This window comes from Sphingomonas sp. IC-11, assembly GCF_021043365.1.
In the GTDB taxonomy this organism is placed as follows: Bacteria; Pseudomonadota; Alphaproteobacteria; order Sphingomonadales; family Sphingomonadaceae; genus Sphingomonas.
Window position 1 is genome coordinate 448456 of sequence record NZ_JAJNDU010000001.1, and the last position, 22346, is coordinate 470801.

At 65.6% G+C, this 22346-nt stretch carries 19 protein-coding genes; 12 read left to right on the forward strand and 7 right to left on the reverse strand.

Translation table 11 applies throughout. The features are described 5' to 3' along the window. Window positions 1-19 precede the first annotated feature (19 nt). A complete protein-coding gene (locus tag LQ954_RS02085) occupies window positions 20-1036 on the forward strand; it encodes a M48 family metalloprotease (protein WP_231021710.1) in 1017 nt (338 codons plus the stop codon). A 45-nt stretch (window positions 1037-1081) separates the two neighbouring features. Here the strand turns inward: LQ954_RS02085 and cysS are convergent, their stop codons facing one another. Continuing rightward, window positions 1082-2512: a cysteine--tRNA ligase gene (cysS, locus tag LQ954_RS02090; protein WP_231021712.1), complete on the reverse strand. Its 1431-nt coding sequence runs from the start codon at window positions 2510-2512 to the stop codon at window positions 1082-1084. 197 nt (window positions 2513-2709) lie between these two features. Here cysS and rpsU point away from each other — a divergent pair, with 197 nt between their 5' ends. Then, a complete protein-coding gene (rpsU, locus tag LQ954_RS02095; RefSeq protein WP_007404630.1) occupies window positions 2710-2916 on the forward strand; it encodes a 30S ribosomal protein S21 in 207 nt (68 codons plus the stop codon). Window positions 2917-3002: 86 nt separating this feature from the next. After that, complete coding sequence (locus tag LQ954_RS02100; RefSeq protein ID WP_227771488.1) at window positions 3003-3566, forward strand: FKBP-type peptidyl-prolyl cis-trans isomerase; 564 nt, start codon at window positions 3003-3005, stop codon at window positions 3564-3566. Between the two features lie 465 nt (window positions 3567-4031). Here LQ954_RS02100 and LQ954_RS02105 read toward each other — a convergent pair whose 3' ends face one another. Both LQ954_RS02105 and LQ954_RS02110 read right to left on the reverse strand, forming a co-directional pair. Further along, window positions 4032-4328: an EthD family reductase gene (locus tag LQ954_RS02105; RefSeq protein ID WP_066780549.1), complete on the reverse strand. Its 297-nt coding sequence runs from the start codon at window positions 4326-4328 to the stop codon at window positions 4032-4034. A 63-nt stretch (window positions 4329-4391) separates the two neighbouring features. After that, window positions 4392-5819 carry an aldehyde dehydrogenase family protein gene (locus tag LQ954_RS02110; RefSeq protein ID WP_231021714.1) on the reverse strand — a complete coding sequence of 476 codons (1428 nt, stop codon included), beginning with the start codon at window positions 5817-5819 and terminating at the stop codon, window positions 4392-4394. 213 nt (window positions 5820-6032) lie between these two features. On the opposite strand from LQ954_RS02110, the gene LQ954_RS02115 reads away from it, so the two are divergent. Beyond that, window positions 6033-6971: a right-handed parallel beta-helix repeat-containing protein gene (locus LQ954_RS02115; RefSeq protein ID WP_231021717.1), complete on the forward strand. Its 939-nt coding sequence runs from the start codon at window positions 6033-6035 to the stop codon at window positions 6969-6971. Window positions 6972-7071: 100 nt separating this feature from the next. Here the strand turns inward: LQ954_RS02115 and LQ954_RS02120 are convergent, their stop codons facing one another. Next, window positions 7072-8739 carry an alkaline phosphatase family protein gene (locus LQ954_RS02120; protein ID WP_231021719.1) on the reverse strand — a complete coding sequence of 556 codons (1668 nt, stop codon included), beginning with the start codon at window positions 8737-8739 and terminating at the stop codon, window positions 7072-7074. Between the two features lie 46 nt (window positions 8740-8785). On the opposite strand from LQ954_RS02120, the gene LQ954_RS02125 reads away from it, so the two are divergent. The 5 genes from LQ954_RS02125 to LQ954_RS02145 all read left to right on the forward strand — a co-directional run bounded on the left by LQ954_RS02125 (window position 8786) and on the right by LQ954_RS02145 (window position 14898). Then, window positions 8786-10816: a protein-disulfide reductase DsbD family protein gene (locus tag LQ954_RS02125; protein ID WP_415837116.1), complete on the forward strand. Its 2031-nt coding sequence runs from the start codon at window positions 8786-8788 to the stop codon at window positions 10814-10816. A gap of 19 nt (window positions 10817-10835) precedes the next feature. Beyond that, the gene (locus LQ954_RS02130) at window positions 10836-11438 is read left to right on the forward strand and encodes a redoxin domain-containing protein (RefSeq protein ID WP_231021721.1); all 603 of its coding nucleotides are present in this window, start codon (window positions 10836-10838) and stop codon (window positions 11436-11438) included. Window positions 11439-11601: 163 nt separating this feature from the next. After that, on the forward strand, window positions 11602-13083 hold the full coding sequence (locus tag LQ954_RS02135) for a circularly permuted type 2 ATP-grasp protein (RefSeq protein ID WP_231021723.1): 1482 nt from the start codon (window positions 11602-11604) through the stop codon (window positions 13081-13083). Window positions 13084-13165: 82 nt separating this feature from the next. Further along, window positions 13166-14101 carry an alpha-E domain-containing protein gene (locus LQ954_RS02140; protein WP_231021725.1) on the forward strand — a complete coding sequence of 312 codons (936 nt, stop codon included), beginning with the start codon at window positions 13166-13168 and terminating at the stop codon, window positions 14099-14101. Next, the gene (locus LQ954_RS02145; protein ID WP_231021727.1) at window positions 14101-14898 is read left to right on the forward strand and encodes a transglutaminase family protein; all 798 of its coding nucleotides are present in this window, start codon (window positions 14101-14103) and stop codon (window positions 14896-14898) included. The genes LQ954_RS02140 and LQ954_RS02145 overlap by 1 nt, the downstream gene beginning before the upstream one ends. A 4-nt stretch (window positions 14899-14902) precedes the next feature. Here LQ954_RS02145 and LQ954_RS02150 read toward each other — a convergent pair whose 3' ends face one another. Both LQ954_RS02150 and LQ954_RS02155 read right to left on the reverse strand, forming a co-directional pair. Next, window positions 14903-15676 carry an arginyltransferase gene (locus tag LQ954_RS02150; RefSeq protein WP_231021728.1) on the reverse strand — a complete coding sequence of 258 codons (774 nt, stop codon included), beginning with the start codon at window positions 15674-15676 and terminating at the stop codon, window positions 14903-14905. Window positions 15677-15856: 180 nt separating this feature from the next. After that, window positions 15857-17101, reverse strand: coding sequence for a threonine ammonia-lyase (locus LQ954_RS02155; protein ID WP_231021731.1), 1245 nt, complete (start codon window positions 17099-17101; stop codon window positions 15857-15859). A 173-nt stretch (window positions 17102-17274) separates the two neighbouring features. Between LQ954_RS02155 and LQ954_RS02160 the strand changes: the two genes are divergently transcribed. Together LQ954_RS02160 and LQ954_RS02165 are read left to right on the forward strand one after the other, a co-directional pair. Next, entirely contained in the window at window positions 17275-18114 is an 840-nt protein-coding gene (locus tag LQ954_RS02160; RefSeq protein WP_231021733.1) for an NAD(P)-dependent oxidoreductase, read from the forward strand. After that, window positions 18111-19814, forward strand: a complete 1704-nt coding sequence (locus tag LQ954_RS02165; RefSeq protein WP_231021735.1) for an amidohydrolase — start codon at window positions 18111-18113, stop codon at window positions 19812-19814. Before LQ954_RS02160 ends, LQ954_RS02165 begins: the two co-directional genes overlap by 4 nt. A 52-nt stretch (window positions 19815-19866) precedes the next feature. Here the strand turns inward: LQ954_RS02165 and LQ954_RS02170 are convergent, their stop codons facing one another. Continuing rightward, a complete protein-coding gene (locus tag LQ954_RS02170; RefSeq protein WP_227771500.1) occupies window positions 19867-20214 on the reverse strand; it encodes a hypothetical protein in 348 nt (115 codons plus the stop codon). A 170-nt stretch (window positions 20215-20384) separates the two neighbouring features. Between LQ954_RS02170 and uvrC the strand changes: the two genes are divergently transcribed. Next, a complete protein-coding gene (gene uvrC / locus LQ954_RS02175; RefSeq protein ID WP_231021737.1) occupies window positions 20385-22304 on the forward strand; it encodes an excinuclease ABC subunit UvrC in 1920 nt (639 codons plus the stop codon). Window positions 22305-22346 lie beyond the last annotated feature (42 nt).

The window sequence follows — 22346 nt, forward strand, 5'->3', positions numbered from 1 at the left end:
CTAGGTGATAGCGCGGCGCATGCGGCTCGCCTATCGGGTTGATGTGATCGCCATCCTCTCCACCGTTGTCGTCGCCGCAGCCCTAACTGGGCCTCTCGGCTCGACCTCCGCCAGCCCTGCCGTCGCCAACCCTGACGTCGCCAGCCTCGAGGCGTTGCGTGCAATCGACCTTCGGCTTGCTATCATTGCGCAGCGGTTGGTCACGGCCAACGCAACCCTCTGCCGTGACACCGTGCCGGCCACTGGCATGATCCTTCACGCCGAAACTCAGTATGACCCTGCGTCACAGCCAGCTGCGCGTCAGGCGTTCCGTTTCGCAACCCCGGTATCGGTGGAAGCGGTGGTGCCTGGCTCTCCCGCTGCTGTTGCCGGGATCCGCGCAAATGATGGGCTGGCGAAGATCGGATCGGATGCGCTCGGCGCCGCTGCGCAACCGCCTTCCAGCGCGGATCGCGACGCTGCGCTCGACGTACTGGAGCGCCAGAAATCCCCCTTATTTGTGACCGTTGCTCGCGACGGCGAGCGGCGCGAGGTGAAGATCCCGGCAAGTCTCGGCTGCCGGGCACGCTTCGAAGTGGTGCTCGGGCCGAAGATGACGGCCCAGTCCGATGGCAAGGTCGTCCAGATCGGCATGCGCTTCTTCGAGCGCTATCGTGACGAGGAAACGGCGGTCATCGTGGCGCACGAACTCGCGCACGTCATCCTGAAGCATCGCGTCCGGCTCGAGGCTGCCGGGGTGAAGGGAGGCCTGCTCAAGGAGATCGGACGCAATGCGCAGCTTGGCCAGACGGCTGAGCTGGAAGCCGACACGCTTGGGGTTGCCCTGCTTCACAACGCCGGCTTCGATCCTGCGTCCGCCGCGCGCTTCTGGCGGGAGCGGGGCGGTGACATCGACGGCGGCCTGTTCCGCAGCCGCACCCATCCTGCGACAAAGCGTCGGATCGCGGCGATCGAAGCGGCGGCCGGCGCGATACCGGCCGGCGAACGACCCTACCTTTCGCCCGTCTTGGCCCAGCGCGATTCGCCGCTGCGCTGAGCTGGGGCCGAACCTGCGCGAGCGAAGCCGCGAGTCCTGCGTCCATCAGACGGTGGTAATGCGCCAATCCCAGCCCAGCGGATCGCCATCCATCACCTCCACCCCCACCCCTGCCAGTTCGTCGCGAATTGCGTCAGACGCAGCGAAATCTTTGGCCGCGCGGGCTTCCTGCCGCTCTGCAAGCCGGGCGGCGATCGCAGCTTCATCAATGGTCGCCGAGGCCGGCCGCACGCGCAGGTCTTCGCGCTTGATCGTGTCGAGCGGCAAGCCGAGCACTTCGGTGAAGTCCTGCAGCGCGGCCAGCCGGTCGCCAGGCGAAACCTTCTTGTCCGCAATCAATGCGTCCAGGATGGGCAACGCCTTGGGTGTGTTGAGATCCTCCGACACTGCGGCTTCCAGCTGCTCGCGATAGCCGGCAGCGGAGCCCTTCTGCGGCGCATCCGCTCGCGTCCGCAGGCCCTCGATGGCCTGCACCAGTCGCTTCAGCCGGACCTGAGCGGCGGCCAGATTATCCCACGAGAACTCCAGCTCGCTGCGATAATGCGCCTGCAGACACAGCATCCGGTAGGACAGGGGGTGGAAGCCGCGATCTACCAAGGCCTGCAGCGTCAGGAATTCGCCGGAGGACTTGCTCATCTTTCCTGCGCGCTCGACCAGGAAATTGTTGTGCATCCAGAAAGCAGCGCCGCTGTCGGCGCAACCGCAATGGGCTTGGTTCTGGGCGATCTCGTTGGGGTGGTGGATCTCGCGATGGTCGATGCCGCCCGTGTGGATATCGAATGATTCGCCAAGGTACTTCTTGCTCATAACGGAGCATTCGAGATGCCAGCCCGGTGCCCCCCGGCCCCAGGGCGAATCCCATTCCATCTGGCGGTTCTCGCCCGGCGCTGACGTGCGCCAGATCGCGAAATCCTGCGCGTGCCGCTTGCCGGCCACCGGATCGATCCGACCCTCGCCGGCGTCATCCGCCAATCGCGCCAGCCGCCCGTAATCGGGGACCGTCGTCACGTCGAAGTACAGGCCGCTATCGAGCCGGTAGCAATGCTTCGCCTCGATCTGGACGGCGAAGTCGATCATCTCGGCGATGTGATCGGTTGCCAGCGGCAGATGCGTCGGCTTGCGGATGTTGAGGTCCGCAAGGTTCTGCTTGAACGCATCGGTATAATGGCGTGCGATTGCCCAGATGTCCTTGCCGGCCCGCTTGGCTGCCGCCTCCATCTTGTCGTCGCCGGCGTCCGCGTCGGAGGTCAGGTGGCCCACGTCGGTGATGTTGATGACATGGGTGAGGTCAAAGCCCTTCCACGTCAGCACGCGCGACAGCGTGTCCGTAAAGACATAGGCGCGCAGATTGCCGACATGGGCGTAATTGTAGACGGTTGGCCCGCAGGAATAGACGCGCACGCCCTTCGCCGAATCAAGGGGCTCGAACGCGCGCAGCGAGCGCGACAGGCTGTCGTAGAGCGAAAGCGTCCTCATGGAACGCGCTCTACCGCCGCCTTGGCCACACGCAAAGGGAGCCGCATGGTTGTGGCGCAATCGCCACAGCGCGGCGGGTTGCGCCGCCAACAGGGGAGTGGTAGACGCAGCGGGTTCACGGCGCGGGCTATGCTTGCTGCCGCCGTTTCCGTTTCGCGGAATCGGGCTGTTTCAGATCTCGGAGAAGTGTCGGTTTTATGCAGATCATCGTTCGCGACAACAACGTCGACCAGGCCCTGCGCGCGCTCAAGAAGAAGCTGCAGCGCGAAGGCGTTTATCGCGAAATGAAGCTGCGTCGGCACTATGAGAAGCCGTCGGAGAAGCGTGCACGTGAGCGTGCGGCTGCTGTCCGTCGTGCTCGCAAGCTGGAGCGCAAGCGTGCGGAGCGTGACGGCGCCCGGTAATCACCGCGCGATCGTCTCAACTTTCTCTTTCATTTGCTGCAATCCGGGCGCGTTGATTCGCGCCTGGTCATGACCGGGGGATCGCCATGTCGACCGTCACCGCCGTTCCGATCGCGCCGGTCAAGCGCAGCTATGTGGTGTGGCTGATCGTCGGCATCGTCGCCGCCGTGATGGCCGCCGCGGCGCTGGCCGTGCAGGGTGACGACTTCCTGACGCGCAATGCGCGCAAGGCTGGCGTAGTGACGACGGCCTCTGGCCTTCAGTACCAGGTGCTCGAGGCCGGATCCGGCGCGAAGCCGACGGACACGGATGTGGCGTTGGTCATGTATGAAGGCAAGCTGCTCGACGGCACGACCTTCGACAAGTCGCAGCAGCCGACACCGTTCCCGGTGACTGGCGTAGTGAAGGGCTTTTCGGAAGGCCTGAAGCTCATGCCGAAGGGCGCCAAGTACCGGTTCTGGATCAAGCCGGAACTCGGTTATGGTTCTGAAACCAAGGGTCCGATCCCCGGCAATTCGACGTTGATGTTCGATGTCGAGCTGATCGACTTCCTGCCGGAAGCTGTGCTCCGCCAGCTGCAGCAGCAGCAGATGATGGGCGGCGCTCCGGGTGCCGGTGTCCCAGGCGCTGCGCCTCCCGCCGGCCGCTAAGCAGGCCTGAAACTTTCGAAAGGCGCTGCCGCTACGAAGCGGCGGCGCCTTTGTCGTTACGGACGTATCTGGCTCAGCGTCTCCCTGTCGGCCGTCGGCGAATCAGGCCGTCAAATCGGCAAGGCGCTGAGTCGGGCATGAGAATTCGGCCAAGCTGCGCTGAAATCCGACGTGTCTGGTCTGAAGTACGTTCGCTTGCCGGCTCGCCGGCGCGATCAGCTCGACCAAACGCTAGACCCTGGCGTTCCGAACCGTCGCTTGATCTAACGAGTGCAGACCCGCTCGCTGGCTGGTGAATGCGCAATGATCAGCTGACGGCGCTGCGCTGGAGCTGCCGTGCGGTTAGCGGGCGATGACGTTGGCGCGGCGTTGCGCTTGTCTAAGCTGAGAGCCTCGTTGACTTACAACTGTGGCATAGGCGCCGCACGTCCCTGGCGATCAGGAACGTACGACGCATCGTTCACATCAAAGCGTGCGGCCGACCATGATCGTCGGGGTGATGTCCGTGAAGTTCGGAACATCCGCCTGAAGTTCGCCGATCCGCGGATTGGCCATTGCCTGACCCATGGCTTCGGGCGATGCGAAGTGGAAATGGGCGATGAGCGCAAACGGCGCAGCGCCGCCGCCGGGCGCCTGGCCCTCGATCAGTTCCACCCGATCCGGATTCCAGATCTCGCGGGCAAGCTCGGCATGCTTGGCCTTGTAGTAGCCCGCGTCAAACTTCGCGCCGTCATGGTTCGGATACAGAACACTAACGATCATTGTTTCCCTCTCCCCTTATGAAAACGGGCGCCCTTGGAAGGGGCGCCCGTCGTTGGTTTCCAATCAGGCGTTTTCGCCGACGATGGTCTTCACTTCCATGAAGTCGGTCAGGCCCCATTTGCCACCCTCACGGCCGTTGCCGGAGGACTTGTAGCCACCGAACGGAGTTGCGCCGTTCGGACCCCAGGAATTGATCGTGACGAGGCCGGCGCGCAGCTTGCCCGCGATCTTGGCTGCTTCGGACGGATCGCCCGAAATCGTGGCGGAAAGGCCGTAATCGGTGTCATTCGCCATCTCGACCGCCTGATCGGTATCCTCATAGGTGGTGATGGTGGCGACCGGACCGAACGTCTCTTCGCGATAGATCCGCATTTCCGGCGTCACGTCCGCGAGCACCGTCGGCTTCACGTAATAGCCGGCGTTGCGACCGTCCGGACGGCCAACGCCGCCGGTGACCAGTCGCGCACCCTCGTCAAGCGCCGACTGGATCAGGGTCTGGATCTTCTCGAACTGCGCCTTGTTGACGACCGGTCCGATGTGCGCGCCCTCCTTTTCGGGGCTGTCGATCTGGGTCGCTTCCATGATCGCCTTCACGACCTCTTCCGCTTCGTTCACCTGGCTTTTGTGAACGAGGAGGCGGGTCGGGGCAATGCAGCTCTGGCCAGTGTTGGCGATGACGCCGGCCAGCGTCGGCGGCAGCACTTCACCCAGCTTCGCGCCTTCGAGCACGACGTTCGGCGCCTTGCCGCCCAGCTCCTGGTGGACGCGCTTCACGGTCGCGGCGGCCGCGGTCGCCACGGCGATGCCGGCGCGGGTCGAGCCGGTGAAGCTCACCATGTCCACGTCCTTGTGGGCGGACAATGCCGCGCCGACCGTCGGGCCATCGCCATTGACGAGGTTGAACACGCCTGCCGGCACGCCTGCCTCATCCAGGATCTCGGCAAAGATCATGGCGTTGGTCGGCGCTTCCTCGGACGGCTTCAGGATCATGGTGTTGCCGGCGGCAAGCGCAGGCGCAACCTTGGCGCAGATCTGGTTCAGCGGCCAGTTCCAGGGCGTGATCATCGCTACCACGCCGATCGGCTCATGCACGACGCGCGCGCCCTTGCCGGCTGCTTCCGAGAAGCTGAATTCCTTCAGCGCCGCCAGCGTGCCCATGAAGTGCCCGAGGCCGGCGGGGGCCTGCGCCATGTTGGCGAAGGAGATTGGCGCGCCCATTTCGCGGCTGGTGGCGGCGGCAAGATCGGGAATCCGCTTCTTGTAGAGCGCGATGATCCGCTCGAGCAGGGCGATGCGATCCTCGACCGTCGATTCCGACCAGGTCTTGAACGCCTTTTTGGCGGCAGCGACTGCCTTGTTGACGTCGGCTTCCGTGCCGAGGGTGATTTCGGTGGTGGCCTGCTCGGTCGCGGGGTCGATGACCTCGTGGCGCTTGCCACCTTCGCTGTCGACCCAGGCGCCGTCGATATATTGCTTCAGATAGCTTTGCATTGTGCCTCTCCGCCTAGTTGGACGTGTGTTTCTGCACGCTTGTGCGGCTCGATTAAGTCAGTTGCAACAGGAAACGCGACGCACGGGAAGCGTGCCGCGACGGGACAATGTCGCGCTCTTGCGGGCAGGCGCGCGGGCGGCGGACCGGATAGGGAAGGATGGAGATGATCGACCTGCCGGCCACCGCCCAGGACGAAGCGAAAGGATTTGCCTATGCGTATTGCCCCCGTCCTCCTCGCCATCGCGATGGCGGCCGTGCCGGCGAATGGACAGCAGGGAAGCGCCCCGTTCGTGGTGCAGGAAACTGGTGAGGGCTTTGCGACGCTGGACGAGGCATTGCAGGCCAACCGTGGGCAGGATTTCACGGTGCTCGTCGCACCGGGCGTGTACCGGCAATGCGCCGTGCAGCAGGCCGGCCGGGTGACGTTCAAGGCAGTGAAGCCTGGCAGCGCCATTTTCGAAGGGGCGTGCGAGGACAAGGCGGCACTGGTGCTGCGCGGCGCGGGTTCGGTCGTGGACGGCCTCGTTTTTCGCGGAATCCGGGTACCCGACGGCAACGGCGCGGGCATTCGCATCGAAATCGGCGACCTTGTGGTCCGCAATTCCATGTTTCTGGACAGCCAGGAAGGCATCCTGGGGGGAACGGAGGAGCCGACCAGTGTTACGGTGGATCGCTCCACTTTCTCCGGGCTTGGGCAATGCCACGAAACGGAGGATTGCGCGCACTCAATCTATCTCGCCAGTCGCGGGAGCGTGACGATCACAAACTCCCGGTTCGAGCGGGGGCGCGGCGGCCATTATGTGAAGCTGCGCGTCCCGCGAGTGACGATCACCGACAACAGCTTCGACGATTCGGCGGGCAATCGCACGAACTACATGATCGATCTGCCCGAGGGCGCGACTGGAGAGATCGCGCGCAACACCTTCGTCCAAGGCGTGCAGAAGGAGAATTGGGGCGGCATGATCGTGGTCGCCGCGGAGCAACGCAAATATCGCTCCGCCGGGTTGAGCGTGCACGACAATGTCGCGACGCTTGCTCCCGGACAGACGAAAAGCCCGGCCTTCGTCGCCAACGTCAGCGGTGAGCGCTTGGCCTTGGGAGCGAACCAGCTTGGCGCCGGCGTGCGCGCCTATGAGGTCCGCAATCCCTGAGCAGGGCCGGCACCGGCTCAGTCCGGCGCCATCCGGGTGGTTGCGTCGGACTCTGAAGGATGGCCGGGCAGAGGATTCGTCCGCCGCCCGGCCGTTCTGATCAGCGGCAGGTGTCGCCCGGGCCGCTGTCGAGATCGAGGCAGCGCCCGTCGAGGCCCTGAACCGGCAATTTGATCGTCGCGGCAAGCGTCGGCACGATATCCACCGTCTCAATGGATTGCGGTTGCTCGAAGCCTGCCATGCCCTTGCGCCAGAAGAGGATCGGCACGCGGCGGTCATAGTCCCAGGGGCTGCCGTGGGTGGCGACATAACCCGGACCAGGCTTGGCGATGCCCACCACGCGCGGCTTCAGCAGGAGGAGCAGGTCGCCGGAACGCTCCGGATCGTAGGAAGCATGCGCCCGCTCGACCAGCGTCCAGGTCTCCGGCGGCGTGGACGGGATCGTGGCCGCCGCGATTTCTTCCCGCGTCAGCACGGCGGCGACCTGAGGGAATGCCTGGAGCCGCTTCACGGCTTCGGCGATCACCGCCTGACGCCGGTTGGCCGGGACCGAATCGGCGATGTAGATGTCGCCTTCCGACCCGAGGAGAACCGGCCCGGCGATCCCCAGTTGCTTGCCGATCGCTTCGCCGACCGCCTTCACAGACACGTCCGCACTGACGCGGCTTTCGCCGGGCATCGCACGCTGTTGTTGCCGCTCGGTCATGTCGTGGCCGCCGTGATCCGCGGTCAGCACCACCTGATAGTCGAGCCCCCAGGAATCCAGCACCGCGAAGAACCCGCCCAGCGTCTTGTCGAGTTCGGCCATCTGGAGGCACATTTCGCCACCGCCGGGGCCAAAGCCATGGCCGATGTAATCGGTCGCCGAGGCGCCGATCGAAATGATGTCAGGCGCGCTTCCCTGGCCCAGCTTCATGTCCTGGATAAGGCCGGCAGCGATCGCGAACACCGCGCCATCGAGGGCAGGCGATGCGCGGAAGGCACGGGTATCCCCTGCAGCGCGCGCGAACCGCCCGTCGCCGATCGTCTGATTGCCGACCTGGATCGGCTGCATCAGCGGGCGGCAGAAGCCGGGAACGGTGAGCGGCTCCTGCGGCTGGGCGATCAGCTTGGCGACGGCGTCGCGCCCGCGCTGAACCGCCGGCGGCACTGCGCGTCCGTCATAGGAAATGAAGTCCTTGCCCCCCCAGAACCAGACCTCGTCGATCTTGTGCCCGCCCATCATGATGGCCGCGCGATCCTTGCCCGCAACTGAGACGACCCGGCTGGCCGGATTGGCAGCCTTCATCATCTCGCCAAGCGTCGGCACCTTCAGGTGGAGGTCGGAGGGCTTGTAGTTGTTATGGTCCGTGCCCGGGATCCGTTCGTCCTCGGCGCAATAGACTTCCTTGTCGGCACGCGGCGCCTTCTGGTTGATCCAGTTGTTGGCGATGATGCCGGTATGCCCCGGACGCATCCCCGTGAGGATGGTGGAGTGACCCGGGCAGGTTTCGGTGCCCGCGTGGCTCTGATAGCCGGATGGGAAAACCGCGCCTTGCAGCAGACGGGCGAAGCCATCGGTGAAGCGATTGCGATATTGCGCGAACAGGTCCGCGGAAAACTGGTCAACCGAAATGGCGACGATCAGCTTCGGGGGCGTGGTCGGGGTGGTCGCGACAGCCGGCGCGGCCGGTTGCGCCGACTCTAGCGCAGCCTCCTGTGCGGCGGCGGCTCCAGCGGTAAGCGGAAGCGCGATGGAAGCGAGCAGGGAGGCAAGCAGAGCTTTCATGACAGACCTTGGTGCAAAGCAGGGGCGGTCGCGGTATGTCTGCGCCATGGCGGCTAGGCAAGCGTGGCTATCGGCGTTTCTTTTCATGGTGCTGGCGCTGTTAGCGCCGGTCGCCTCGGCGCAGACGCGGCATGTCGCGATCGATCTGGTGCCGGAGACTGCTCGGCCCGCCGCCGGCAGCACGGTGACCCTGGCGTTTGATTCGCGGCCGGAGCCGGAATGGCACGGTTATTGGCAGAACCCGGGGGACGCCGGGGTCGAGACCCAGCTGAAATGGACGATGCCGGAGGGGGTGAGTGCCGGGGCGCTGCGCTATCCGGTGCCGGAGCGGCTGATCGTCGGCGGCCTGATGAACTACGTCTATGAGGCGCCGTTCGCTCAGCTGGTCGACCTCAAGATCCCGGCCGGGCTTACACCTGGCACCCGTCTGCCGATCGCAGTGAAGATCGACTATCTCGTCTGCACCACCGAAATCTGCGTGCCCGAGACTCAGACGCTTTCCACCGAACTGACCGTCGGCGATGGCACCGTGGACGGCCCGACCCGCGCCCGCTTCGACACCTGGCGGCAAAAGCTGCCGCGGCCGCTGGGATCGACCGCGACCTGGCAAGCAGCCGACGGCCAGTTCCGACTAGCCGTCCCATTTCCCGCCAGTGCGGACGCGAAGGAGATTTACTTCTACCCGCTGGCCGGCGGCGCGGTGGACTATGCCGCCGCCCAAACAGCGGTGCGGGACGGTGATCGCATCACGCTGACCACCAAGCCGGCGACCAGCCTGGCGAGCGGCCCGATCGAAGGGGTGCTTGCGGTTGGTGAGGGGCGTGGTTTCCTGTTGACGGCCGCGCCCGGCACGGTCGCTGCAGCGGCCGCTCCGCAGGAGAGCTTTGCGGTTGGCGGGGCATTGCTTGCCTTTGCTGGGGCTTTGCTGGGCGGATTGCTGCTCAACGTCATGCCGTGCGTGTTTCCGATCCTCAGCCTCAAGGCGCTTGGCCTCGCGCGATCGGGGGAGACGGAAGGCGCCGCCCGGCGTGAGGCTTTGGCCTATACTGCAGGGGTGGTGCTGGTCTGCCTGGCGCTCGGCGGTCTGCTGCTCGGCCTGCGCGCTGGGGGGGCGACGGTGGGCTGGGCGTTCCAGCTTCAGGACCCGCGCGTAATCGGCGTTCTGCTGCTGCTGGTGACCGGCATTGCTCTCAATCTTGCCGGGCTGTTCGAATTGCCGACCCCGCGCTTCGCGAGCCATTCGGGAACCGGCGGCGCCTTTGCCACTGGCGCGCTGGCGGCATTCGTGGCCACGCCCTGCACCGGGCCATTCATGGGCGCGGCCTTGGGGGCGGCGCTGGTGCTGCCGCCGGCGGCAGCCTTGCTTGTCTTCGCGGGTCTTGGGCTGGGTATCGCCTTGCCGTTTCTGGCAATCGGCTTCGTGCCGGCGCTGCGTCGTCGCTTGCCAAAGCCGGGCCCATGGATGGCACGGCTGCGCCGGATCCTGTCGGTGCCGATGTTCCTCACTGCGTTGGCCCTTGCCTGGGTGCTGGGCCGCCAGGCGGGAGTGGACGGGATGACGATCGGGCTTGCCGCATCGCTGCTCGCCGCCTTTGGTTTGTGGTGGACCGGTCGACGTCAGCAATCCGGGAGCGAGCGCGCGTGGTGGCCGGCCGTGCCTGCACTGGCGCTGGCGGTTGCGGCGGCTGTTGTCGTTCGTCCGCAGGCGCCGGCTGCGGCAGAAGCGGTTGCGCTCACTGGCGCGGAGCCGTTCAGCGAGCAGCGATTGGCCGCTCTTCGGGCAGAGGGGCGGCCCGTGTTCGCTTATTTCACCGCCGACTGGTGCCTGACGTGCAAGGTGAACGAAAAGGCGGCGATCGAAACGGACGCGGCGCGGCAGGCGTTCACTGGCGGCAACGTGGCGGTGCTGGTCGGCGACTGGACGGATGGCGATCCCGCGCTCGGCCGCTTCATCGAGGCGCACAATCGGGCCGGCGTGCCGCTTTACCTCTGGTATCCCAAGGGCGCGGATCGCCCCCGGGTCTTGCCGCAATTGCTGACCAGCGGCATGCTCGCTGCCCTGCCGGAAGGGGCATGAATAACTGAGGAGAGCAAGGATGCGTCTGCTTGTCCCGTTCGCCGCCGCCGCCTTGGTGGCCAGTCCGGCCGCTGCCGACCAGGTCACTGGGCAGCAGGCCGGCAACTTCCGATTGATGGATGCCGACGGCCGCGCCGTCACACTCGCGCAGTTCCGCGGAAAGCCGGTGGTGCTGGAATGGAACAATCCGGGCTGTCCTTATGTGCAAAAGCATTATGACAGTGGGAACATGCAGTCGGCACAGGCCAAGGCACGCGCGATGGGCGCAGTCTGGCTGACGATCAACTCCGGCGCGCCCGGCAAGCAGGGCCATATGACCGGCGCACAGGCCAAGGCCTTTGTTGCTGCGAAAAAGGCGCAGCCTACCGCCTACCTCCTCGATCCGCAGGGCCGTGTCGGCAAGGGCTATGGGGCGAAAACGACGCCGCACATGTACCTCATCGATGCGTCGGGCAAACTCGTCTACCAGGGCGGGATCGACGACAAGCCGACTGCCGACAAGGCGGATGTCGCCACCGCCCGCAACCATTTGCTGGCGGCACTGACGGAGGTGAAGGCAGGCAAGAAGGTCTCGGTGCCGGAGGCGCGGCCTTATGGGTGTTCCGTGAAATACGCAGATTGACCCACGGCGCGCGCAATGCCTGTTCCTCGTCACCCGCCGAACGAACCAGCCGTCGCCTGGGCTGAAATCTGACGAACTGCCCCATTTCGGCAGGGATGCTTGTGCGATGCAACAATCTGCAGCAGCATGCATCCGAAACGATCGATGAGGCGTTAACCGTCTGATGGGGACACGGGCATTCGATGAGATCATGGGCACCGGCGGCAACAGCCGGCCGGAACTGGCAAGCTTGGCCCGTTGGCTCGCCGATACGCCGCCCGACGAACTGCGCCGCCGTCAGGAAGCAGCCGAAGCGACTTTCCGGCAACTCGGCATCACGTTCGCGGTCTATGGGGACAATGACGCGAGCGAACGGATCATCCCGTTCGACATTGTCCCGCGCGTCTTCCTCGCCGACGAATGGGCGCGGCTCTCCGAAGGGCTGGTTCAGCGGGTGGAGGCGATCAACGCCTTCCTCGATGACATCTACGGCGCGCAGGAAATCCTGAAGGCAGGTGTGCTGCCGGAGGACCTGATCTTCCTCAATCCGCAGTTCCGACCGGAAATCGTCGGCATTCGTCCGCCGCATGGCGTGTGGGCGCACATCTGCGGGATCGATCTGGTGCGCACCGGGCCAGATCAGTTCTTTGTGCTGGAGGATAACGCCCGCACGCCCTCCGGGGTCAGCTACATGCTGGAGAACCGCGAGGCGATGGTTCGCCTGTGCCCGGAATTGTTCGGCCAGTTCCGCGTGGCGGCGGTGGACAGCTATCCCGACCGGCTGCTGGAGACGATGCGATCGGTCAGCCCTCGCGGATGCAGTCAGAACCCGACCTGCGTGGTGCTAACCCCGGGTCACTACAATTCTGCCTATTACGAACACAGCTTTCTCGCCGATTCCATGGGCGTCGAACTGGTGGAGGCGGCCGACCTCGTCGTGGATGACGATGTGGTCTATATGCGCACCATCGCGGGGCGGGTGAAAGTGGACGTCATCTACCGCCGCGTGGATGATGATTTCCTCGATCCGCTGGTCTTCCGCCCCGATTCCATGTTGGGCGTGCCGGGGCTGATCGCCGCTTATGCCGCGGGCAATGTCGCCATCATCAATGCGCCCGGCAACGGCATCGCCGATGACAAGGCGATCTACAGCTACATGCCGGAAATCGTCCGCTTCTATTCGGGCGCAGAGGCGAAGCTGCCCAACGTGGAGACCTGGCGTTGCCGGGAGCCGGAGGCGCTGCGCTACACGCTCGATCATCTGGAGGAGCTGGTGGTGAAGCTGGTCGACGGATCGGGCGGCTATGGCATGCTTGTCGGTCCCACCGCATCCAAGAGCGAGATCGCAGCGTTCAGGTCGGTTCTGGAGGCAGAGCCACATCGCTACATCGCGCAGCCGACGCTGGCGCTTTCCACCGTCCCGACGCTGGTCGACGCGGGCGTTGCACCGCGGCACGTCGATTTTCGCCCCTTCGTACTGACCGGCGCCAAGGGCGTGCAGGTCGTTCCGGGTGGGCTCACCCGCGTGGCGCTGCGCGAGGGATCGCTGGTCGTAAACTCCTCGCAGGGTGGCGGCACCAAGGACAGTTTCGTCCTGCTGGATGGCGGCAACAGGCAGACCCAGACCATGAGCGAGAACGGGATGACGCAGGAGCAGAGCCTGTGATCGCGTCACTGCTCCCGATTGATACGGCACAGAAGATGGATCGTTCCGCTGGGATCGGCTCGCTGGTGGTTGGCGCCGGCCAATGCTGAGCCGCACCGCTTCATCGCTCTACTGGCTGGGCCGCTATATCGAGCGCGCCGATTTCATCGCCCGGCTGGTCGAGGCAACGATCCGCCTCGACGTGCTGTCCGCCCGTCCCGCCGGGGAGGCCGCGTGGCAATCGGCGCTGACGGTGACGGATACGGAAGAGGCGTTTAAGGCAACGGGCGCAAGCCTGACGCGGGAGGCCGTGTCGCGGTTCCTGACCAGCGACTCGTCACATCCCGGCTCAATCGTTCGCTGCCTGGACATGGCGCGGATGAACGCCCGGGCAGTGCGCACGGCGCTGACGCGTGAATCCTGGTCGGCCATCAACGGCGCCTGGCTGGTATTCGACAAGCGGGTGAGCCGTGGCGATCCCGACCGTACGCTCGCCCTGGTCGATGCGGTAAAGGCGGAAACCCGTGGCTTCGAGGGCGCGCTGCACCGGATGCTGCGCAACCAGACCACCTTGTTCATCCGCCTGGGGCAGGCGACGGAGCGTGTGGACGATACCGCGCGGCTTCTCGACGTGAAATATCACTTGCTTCTGCCGGAGGGCGAGCAGGTCGGGGGCACGGTGGATCGCGATCAATGGACCACCATCCTTCAGACCGTATCTGCGGTCACGGCGTACCGTTGGCTCTACAACGACGGTCTGGTGCCGGCGAACGTGATCGATCTGCTGTTGGCGCGAAGCGAGCTGCCGCGCAGCGTCGCTGGCGCGATCGAGGAGGTGACGGAAGTGCTGACTCAACTCGCCCGGCGTACTGGCACCAACGGCGAGGCTGACCGCATGGCCCGCAGCCGGCACGCGCGCGCGGCGAAGACCCGAAGTAGCGATGTGATCCTGTCGGGCCTGCACCAGCATCTGCAAGCGCTGATCGCCGAAAACGATCAACTGCATGCGGCCATTGCCCGCCAGTTCAAGTTCCACTGATGCGGCTGACGATCGACCATCGCACGGTTTATGCGTTCACGGCGCCGCAGGGCCGCATTGTCCAGCTGTTGCGGATGACGCCGGGCGAAACGCATGACCAGACGGTTGCGGACTGGCATATAGCGGTGGATTGCGATGCCCGAATGACCCGGCATCGCGACGGCTTCGGCAATGCGACGACCATGCTGTATTGCGAGGGGGCGATCGAGCGCATCGAGCTGACTGTGTCCGGCGAAGTGGTGACCAGCTCCTCCAGCGGTGTTCTGCACGGCGCCGCCGAATTGTTGCCGCCCCGCTTCTTCCTGCGAACCACCCCCACGACGGCGGCGGATCCAGCTCTTACCGCATTTGCCGAGGAGGAAGGCGGCGGCAGGGACATTGCGGCGCTTCACCGGCTGAATGGTGCCGTGCGCGCGCGCTTCGCTGATGATTGCGGCCGCCCGGTTTATGGTCGCACCGCGGCCGAGGCATTCGCGCTGAAAGCGCTCACGCCGCGCGACATGGCTCAGGTGTTCATCGCGGCGGCACGTGCGGTGGGCGCGCCGGCCCGCTACGTCTCCGGTTATTGCGATCTCGCCGGCGATCATCGTCCAACGCCGCACGGTTGGGCCGAAGCATATGTCGCCGATCTCGGCTGGATCGCCTTCGATCCCTGGCTGGGTCTTTCACCGGAGGAACATCACGTCCGGGTGGCAATTGCGCTTGATGCTGCCGGGGCAGCCCCCGTCGCCGGATCACGTCTTGGCGAAGGGGTGGAGCGGCTGGAGGTCGACGTCACCGTGCAGAGCGACGACTGATCCGTCAGGCGAGTTCGCTGGTCTCCGCGATGGGGGCCAGTTCGGCGTCTTCCATTAGGGTCCAGCCTTGCGGCCCCAGCTTTTCCAGAGGCCGATAGCGCGTCTTGTACGCCATGCGGGCAGCGCCCTTCACCCAATAGCCGAGATAGACGTAGGGAAGGCCCGCCGCGCGGGCGCGCAGGATGTGATCAAGGATGATGAGGTTGCCGAGGCCCGCCCGCGCACCCGGCTCCGCGTCGAAGAAGCTGTAGATCATCGACAGGCCGTCCGCCTGCCGGTCGGTCAGGCATGCGCCGACCAATCGTCCGGGCCGACCATCGACGGTCGGCTCGCGATATTCGACGACCACGGAATTGACCGGCGAATGCTCGACCATGTCGGCATAGTCCTGCTCCTCCATGCCCGCCATGCCGCCGCCAGGGTGACGCTGGCCCAGATAGCGCCGCAGCAGCTGGAACTGCTCGTCCGTCGCCCAGGGGCGGCAGGCAGTAATCTCCAGATCGTCGTTCCGGCGGACCAGCTTGCGCTGAGTCGCATTGGCCTCGAAATCGTTGGTGACGACCCGAACGGAGACGCACGCCGTGCAGCCCACGCAGGATGGGCGATAGGCGACCGATTGACTGCGCCGAAAGCCGATGCGGCCCAGCGCGTCGTTCAGCTCATGGGCGTGCGGCCCGGACAGTTCGGTGAACACCTTCCGCTCCTGCCGGCCGGGCAAGTACGGGCAGGGCGCCGGGCTGGTCACGAAGAAACGTGGAAAGCGAAAAGGCGCAGTCACCGCCGGTACATCCCCAGACCGACGCGTTGGTTGATCGCGTCCCGGCCACGAATATGGAACCTGCCTTCAGCGCTGAAAAGCCGCCGCACAGATGGTTCCGGCGGTTTTCGGGGACTAGCGACTAGTCACGAATTGCCATGCCGCCGGACTGACCCGAATTGGGTCAATCCGGGCGCGCGGTCATGCCAGTTCGATCAGGCGCACCTCGTATCCCGCCGTGTCCAGCGCGGCGAGCAGGCGATCGAGGTGCGCTCGATCCCGCGTTTCGCACTCGACATCGAGGCTCAGGCCCTTGGCAGGCAGGTTGGTGAAGATCCGCTGGTGGGCAAGCTCCAGAATGTTGACCCGCTCCTGATCGAAGATCCGAGCGACATTATAGAGCGCGCCGGGCTGGTCCTGCAGGCGAATGCGCAGCCGCGCGAGCCGCCCGGAGCGGGCGAGATCGCGCAGCAGGACGTTGGCGAGCAGGCGGGTGTCGATGTTGCCGCCGCACAGCACGATGCCCACCGTCTTGCCGGCGAAACGCTCCTTGTTGGCCAGCACCGCCGCCAAGCCTGCCGCGCCGGCGCCTTCAACCACGGTTTTCTCGATCTGGAGCAGCAGGCTGACCGATTCCTCCAGGCTGCGTTCGGTGACGAGGACGATGTCGTCCACCAGCGCTTCCACCATCTGCGCGGTAAGCCCGCCGGGCTGCTTCACCGCAATACCCTCGGCAAGCGTGTCGCCCGCGCACGGCAGCTCCGTATGGCGCAGCTTGTTGTACATGGACGGGAAGAGCTCGGCTTGCACGCCGATCACCTCGATCGGGTGGTTCGCGGCGCGCGCGACGGTCGCCATGCCGGAGATGAGCCCGCCGCCGCCGATCGGGACGACCAGCGTGTCCAGCGTCGGCACTTCATCCAGCATCTCGATCGCGACGGTGCCCTGGCCAGCGATGACGCGGGCGTCGTCGAACGGGTGGACGAACGTGTAGCCGCGCTCCGCCTCCAGCACGCGGGCATGGGCATAGGCTTCGTCATAGGTATAGCCGTGGAGCACCACGGTGGCGCCGTGCCCTTCGGTCTGCACCACCTTCACTGTGGGGGTGGTGGTCGGCATCACGATCGTTGCCGGCACGCCCAGGCGGTTTGCGTGATAGGCCAGGCCCTGGGCGTGATTGCCGGCCGAAGCGGCGATTACGCCGCGCGCCTTGGCATCCGCATCCAGCAGCAGCAGCGTGTTGAGCGCGCCGCGCTCCTTGTAGGCAGCGGTGAACTGCAGGTTCTCGAACTTCAGATAAATGGTCGCGCCGGCCAGCGCCGACAGCGTTTTGCTGACCAGCGTCGGGGTGCGCACGATCGAATCACGAATTCGGGCATGAGCGGCACGGATGTCGGTGATGTTGACGGGCAGGAGGTCAGTCGTCGGTTGCGCCGCAGTCGCCATAAGAAAAGGTCCCAAGCCGCTCGCACGGGGCTTGTCGAACAACTGTCGTTTCTTCGGCGAAGAAGGGCAGGGCTTCGACAGGCTCAGCCCGAACGGGATCATTGATCCAGGTTCGATGACGCGTCCTAGGACCATCTGGCGCCGCGTGCAAACTGCCCCTATCCGCTTCGACCATGAAGATCGCTTTCATTGGTACGGGCGTGATGGGCGCCCCGATGGCCGCTCATCTGGCGCGGGCGGGCCATCACGTCACGGTTTACAATCGTACCAGGGCCAAGGCGGAGGCCACCGGCCTTGCCGTGGCGGACACGCCGGCCGAGGCTGCAAGGGATGCGGATGCGGTGGTCACGTGCGTCGGCAATGATGCTGATCTTGCCGGCGTCACGCTGGGCGACGCGGGCGCCTTCGCGGTCATGCGCGACGACGCCGTGTTCATCGATCATACAACGGTATCCGCGGACATCGCGCGCCAATTGGCTGCCGCCCGGTCGCTCTGCGTCGACGCGCCGGTTTCTGGTGGCCAGGCCGGTGCCGAAAAGGGCCAATTGTCGATCATGTGTGGTGCGAGCGAGGCCGCATTTGTCCGCGCACGACCCGTCATGGAGGCCTATGCGGCCAGGATCGTGCACGTCGGCGCGGCTGGCGCTGGTCAGCAAACCAAGATGGTCAATCAGATCTGCATTGCCGGCGTTCTTCAGGGCCTGTCCGAAGCGGTCCGTTTCGCACAGGCGAGCGCGCTGGATCTCAACAAGGTGTTCGAGGCGATATCGGGCGGCGCGGCGCAAAGCTGGCAGATGGTGAATCGCTGGCCGACGATGACCACCGATGAGTTCAATTTCGGCTTCGCGATCGACTGGATGCGCAAGGATCTGGGCCTCGCGCTTGACGAGGCGAAGCGCAACGGATCGACGCTCCCGGTGACGGCACTGGTGGATCAATTCTATGCTGAGGTGCAGAAGATGGGCGGTGGCCGGCAGGATACGAGCGCGCTGGTGCGGAGGCTGCCACGATGAAGCGGGCTCTTCTTCTCGCAACCGCGCTTTTGGCGTCGCCGGCCACCGCTGACGGCATCGTCGACAACGTCAACGGCATCGCCCCGACGGCTGGCGGGCGGGTGATCAGGTTCAAGGCGGTTTTGATCGATCAGGCCGGCAAGGTCACCCGGCTGATCCCTCCCGGCGAGGAGCCGCCGAAGCTCAGTCGTCGCGAACTGAAGAAGAATGCCGGAAAGCCGCTCTACGACTGGCGTATCGACATGGGCGGCAAGACACTGCTGCCCGGCTTCATCGATGCGCATGGCCATGTCATGGGGCTTGGCTTTGGCGCGCTGTCGCTCGACCTCTCCGGCGCTCGCTCGTTGAACGAGGCAAAGGCGATGGTAGCCGCCTATGTCCGCGCCAATCCGGATCGCAAGTGGATCACCGGGCGGGGTTGGAACCAGGAAGCATGGGGGCTTGGTCGCTTCCCGACGGCGGCGGATCTGGATGATGTGGCGCCCGGGCACGCGGTGTGGCTGGAGCGGGCAGACGGTCACGCGGGCTGGGCGAACAGCATGGCCATGCGCGAAGCCGGGGTGACGTCCGCCACCGCCGCTCCCGCTGGAGGCCGGATCGAAAAGGCAGGCAATGCGCCGGCCGGCGTGTTTGTCGATGCTGCCATGCAGTTGGTCGAACGCGCCGTGCCGCAGCCGCTTCCCAAGGAGCGGGACGCCGCCTTCCTGGAGGCGCAGCAGAAGCTGCTGGCGAACGGCATCACCGCGGTTGCCGATATGGGCACCACGGTGGACGACTGGCTGAGCTATCGCCGCATGGCCGACATTGGCGCGCTTCGGGTACGCATCATGAGCTACGCCGCAGGCGTCGAAACGGCGAGCCGGATCGGCGGCAAGGGGCCGACCCCCTGGCTTTATGGCGACCGTCTGCGCATGGGCGGCGTGAAGATTTACCTCGATGGCGCGCTTGGATCCCGCGGTGCCGTGCTGAAGGCGCCTTACGCGGACGCGCCGAATGAGAAGGGTCTGAGCTTCCTCACCGATACGCAGCTCCAGAACCAGATGAGCCGTGCGGCAATGGATAACTTCCAGCTCGCGGTTCATGCGATTGGCGACAAGGCCAATGCGCAGGTGCTGGACGCCATTCAGGTGCTGAGCGAGACGTACAACGGTGATCGCCGCTGGCGGATCGAGCACGCCCAGGTGGTCGATCCGGCCGATCTCAAAAGCTTTGGCAAGTTCGGCACCATCGCGTCGATGCAGCCGACGCACCAGACCGGGGATCGTACAATGGCGGAGGCGCGGCTCGGGCCGACGCGTCTGGCGGGTGCCTATGCATGGAAGTCGGTGCTGGCGAATGGCGGCAAGCTCGCGTTCGGATCCGACTTTCCCGTAGAGAAGCCTGATCCATGGGATGGCTGGGCAGCGGCATTCACGCGGCAGGACGCGCAGGGACAGCCGCCAGGTGGCTGGCGCCCCGAGGAAGCGGTGACTCGTGAACAGGCTTGGTGGGCATTTACAGGCGGCGCTGCCTATGCCGGCTTCGCTGAGCAGAAGTTCGGTAATCTCGCCCCTGGGCAGAAGGCGGACTTCATCATCGTCGACCGCGATCCGTTGGCCGCGGACTCGATGGCGCTGCGGACCATCCGGGTGGAACAGACCTGGGTGGGTGGTGAAAAGGTGTTTGACCGAGCGGGCGGGGTGAAGGCCCCCGCCAAATAGGCGAGGGCCGACCGCGGCCCGCCGCTGCGGGCTCGCAACCGCCCCCTGAGCGTCAGGTAGGCGAGGGCTCGCTGCGCATGTCGCCTCGGTTCGCCGCGAAGCCCGGCGCCGGCCCTGTCGCGGGACGCAGGGCCTCGCGTTCGGACTCCGGCACCGGCGCGGTTGGATCGGGGCGGAAATGGTCGACCGCGCGATCATTCGGCCCGGGGTGCTTGTCGCCCTCCAGATCGGGAACGCGGTGCCCGTCTTGGGGCGTGAAGAACCGGTCGAACAAGCCGAAGTGGATCGCGCTGGCGAGGCCGGTGGCGATCGCACCAATGGCCGTTGCGGCGCCGATCGCGACGTTCCGCTGGCGGTGATCGGCCTTGAAGCGGCCGTTGCTGTCGCGTTTCTGGGTCATGCGCGCTCAACACCTTTGGCCGCGCCGTCGTTCCCAGCATGGCCCGTTCATACCCCGCGCCGGTGGGCTCGCCTGTTACGTGAGCCGATCATCCATCGCGATGTGATCCGCGATGAAAGGCGGCAAGAGAGGTTCAAATACAGGGCGTTCCCCCCTAGATCGCCGACACGATGCAAGGTTCCTACGGCCCGCCTGACCGGTTCAACGAAGAGAAAGCGACATTCGCGATCCGCGGCAGCGACCAGCCCGATCTGGAGGCTGGCGTCGCCGCGATCCGCAACGTCGTCCGTACGCTCCCGCTGAAGCCCGGCGTGTACCGGATGCACGATGCCAAGGGCGACGTGCTGTACGTCGGCAAGGCGCGCGCGCTGAAGAACCGCGTCACCAACTATACGCAGATCAACAACCTGTCGAAGCGGCTCCAGCGGATGGTGTCGCAGACCCGGTCGATGACCATCGTCACGACCAACAACGAGGCTGAGGCGCTGCTGCTCGAGGCGCAGCTGATCAAGCGCTATCGCCCGCCGTACAACGTGCTGCTGCGCGACGACAAAAGCTTCCCTTTCATCCTGTTGCGCGCCGATCACGAGTTTCCGCGCATCCAGAAGCATCGCGGCGCGCGGCGGGCGAAGGGCGATTATTACGGCCCCTTCGCCAGCGCGGGCAGCGTCAACAACACGTTGAACGCGCTGCAGAAACTGTTCTTGCTCAGAAGCTGCACCGACGGCTTCTTCAAGACGCGCGACCGGCCGTGCCTGCTGTACCAGATCAAGCGCTGCTCAGCGCCGTGCGTCGGCCGGATCGACAAGGCCGGCTATGACGAGCTGATTGCCGACGCGAAGAAGTTCCTCGCCGGCAAGACGACCGACGTGCAGGCGAAGCTGGGCGCCCAGATGGAAGCCGCCGCCGCGGCGATGGATTTCGAGCTGGCCGCGGTGCTGCGCGACCGGCTGCGCGCGCTGACCTTCATCCAGGGCACCCAGTTCATCAACGCCGAAGGGGTGGGGGATGCGGACATCTTCGCGCTCGCCAGCCATGAGGGCGTGATCGGCATCCAGGCGTTCTTTATCCGCGGCGGCCAGAACTGGGGCCACCGCAGCTTCTTCCCCGCGCACACCGCCGACGTGACCGAGGAAGAGGTGATGACCCTGTTCCTCATGCAATTCTATGAGGAGGTACCGCCCGCCAAGGCAGTGCTGGTCGATCGCGTACTGCCCGAGGCAGACCTGCTCGCAGAGGCGCTGACGACGCAGGCCGGGCGCAAGGTGTCGATCGAAGTGCCGCAGCGGGGCACGCGCAAGCGGCTGATGGAACAGGCCTGCCGCAACGCCAAGGAAGCGCTCGAACGCCGCCTGGCCGAAAGCACGACCCAGGCGAAGCTCAACCGCGAGGTCGCCGACCTGTTCGGGCTCGCCGAGCCGCCGCAGCGGATCGAAGTGTACGACAACAGCCACATCCAGGGCACCAACGCGGTCGGCGCGATGGTCGTCGCCGGGCCGGAGGGCTTCCGCAAGGGCCAGTATCGCAAGTTCAACATCAAGCAGGCGGCGACCGACGACGATTTCGCGATGATGCGCGAGGTGCTCACTCGCCGCTTCGCCCGCGCGATCGAGGAGGATCCCGATCGCGACGGCGATAATTGGCCCGACCTTGTGCTGCTCGACGGCGGCCGGGGGCAGCTGAACGCCGCCAAGGCGGTGCTCGAGGATCTCGGCATCGAGGACGTGTGCCTGGTCGGTGTCGCCAAGGGCCCGCACCACGGCCGCGAGGGGCGCGAGGTGTTCCACCTGATGGATGGCCGCGAGCTGACGCTGCCGGTGAACTCGCCGGTGCTGTTCTACCTCCAGCGGCTACGCGACGAGGTGCACCGCTTCGTCATCGGCGCGCATCGCGAGAAGCGCGCCAAGGCGATGGGGGCGAGCCCGCTCGACGAGGTTCCCGGCATCGGCCCAGCGCGGAAGAAGGCGCTGCTGATGCACTTCGGCACCGCGCGGGCGGTGCGCAACGCCAGCCTCGCCGATCTGCAGAAGGCGCCGGGCGTCAGCGCCGGCGTCGCGCAGCAGGTGTACGACTTCTACCACGCGAAATGAGCTGGGCGGAACGGGCGGGCCGGCTTCCCCGTTGTTGGGTGG

Coding starts and splice junctions, on each gene's coding strand:
- LQ954_RS02085 (WP_231021710.1), top strand. CDS start 20: ATGCGGCTCGCCTATCGGGTTGATGTGATCGCCATCCTCTCCACCGTT.
- cysS (WP_231021712.1), bottom strand. CDS start 2,512: ATGAGGACGCTTTCGCTCTACGACAGCCTGTCGCGCTCGCTGCGCGCG.
- rpsU (WP_007404630.1), top strand. CDS start 2,710: ATGCAGATCATCGTTCGCGACAACAACGTCGACCAGGCCCTGCGCGCG.
- LQ954_RS02100 (WP_227771488.1), top strand. CDS start 3,003: ATGTCGACCGTCACCGCCGTTCCGATCGCGCCGGTCAAGCGCAGCTAT.
- LQ954_RS02105 (WP_066780549.1), bottom strand. CDS start 4,328: ATGATCGTTAGTGTTCTGTATCCGAACCATGACGGCGCGAAGTTTGAC.
- LQ954_RS02110 (WP_231021714.1), bottom strand. CDS start 5,819: ATGCAAAGCTATCTGAAGCAATATATCGACGGCGCCTGGGTCGACAGC.
- LQ954_RS02115 (WP_231021717.1), top strand. CDS start 6,033: ATGCGTATTGCCCCCGTCCTCCTCGCCATCGCGATGGCGGCCGTGCCG.
- LQ954_RS02120 (WP_231021719.1), bottom strand. CDS start 8,739: ATGAAAGCTCTGCTTGCCTCCCTGCTCGCTTCCATCGCGCTTCCGCTT.
- LQ954_RS02125 (WP_415837116.1), top strand. CDS start 8,786: ATGGCGGCTAGGCAAGCGTGGCTATCGGCGTTTCTTTTCATGGTGCTG.
- LQ954_RS02130 (WP_231021721.1), top strand. CDS start 10,836: ATGCGTCTGCTTGTCCCGTTCGCCGCCGCCGCCTTGGTGGCCAGTCCG.
- LQ954_RS02135 (WP_231021723.1), top strand. CDS start 11,602: ATGGGGACACGGGCATTCGATGAGATCATGGGCACCGGCGGCAACAGC.
- LQ954_RS02140 (WP_231021725.1), top strand. CDS start 13,166: ATGCTGAGCCGCACCGCTTCATCGCTCTACTGGCTGGGCCGCTATATC.
- LQ954_RS02145 (WP_231021727.1), top strand. CDS start 14,101: ATGCGGCTGACGATCGACCATCGCACGGTTTATGCGTTCACGGCGCCG.
- LQ954_RS02155 (WP_231021731.1), bottom strand. CDS start 17,101: ATGGCGACTGCGGCGCAACCGACGACTGACCTCCTGCCCGTCAACATC.
- LQ954_RS02160 (WP_231021733.1), top strand. CDS start 17,275: ATGAAGATCGCTTTCATTGGTACGGGCGTGATGGGCGCCCCGATGGCC.
- LQ954_RS02165 (WP_231021735.1), top strand. CDS start 18,111: ATGAAGCGGGCTCTTCTTCTCGCAACCGCGCTTTTGGCGTCGCCGGCC.
- LQ954_RS02170 (WP_227771500.1), bottom strand. CDS start 20,214: ATGACCCAGAAACGCGACAGCAACGGCCGCTTCAAGGCCGATCACCGC.
- uvrC (WP_231021737.1), top strand. CDS start 20,385: ATGCAAGGTTCCTACGGCCCGCCTGACCGGTTCAACGAAGAGAAAGCG.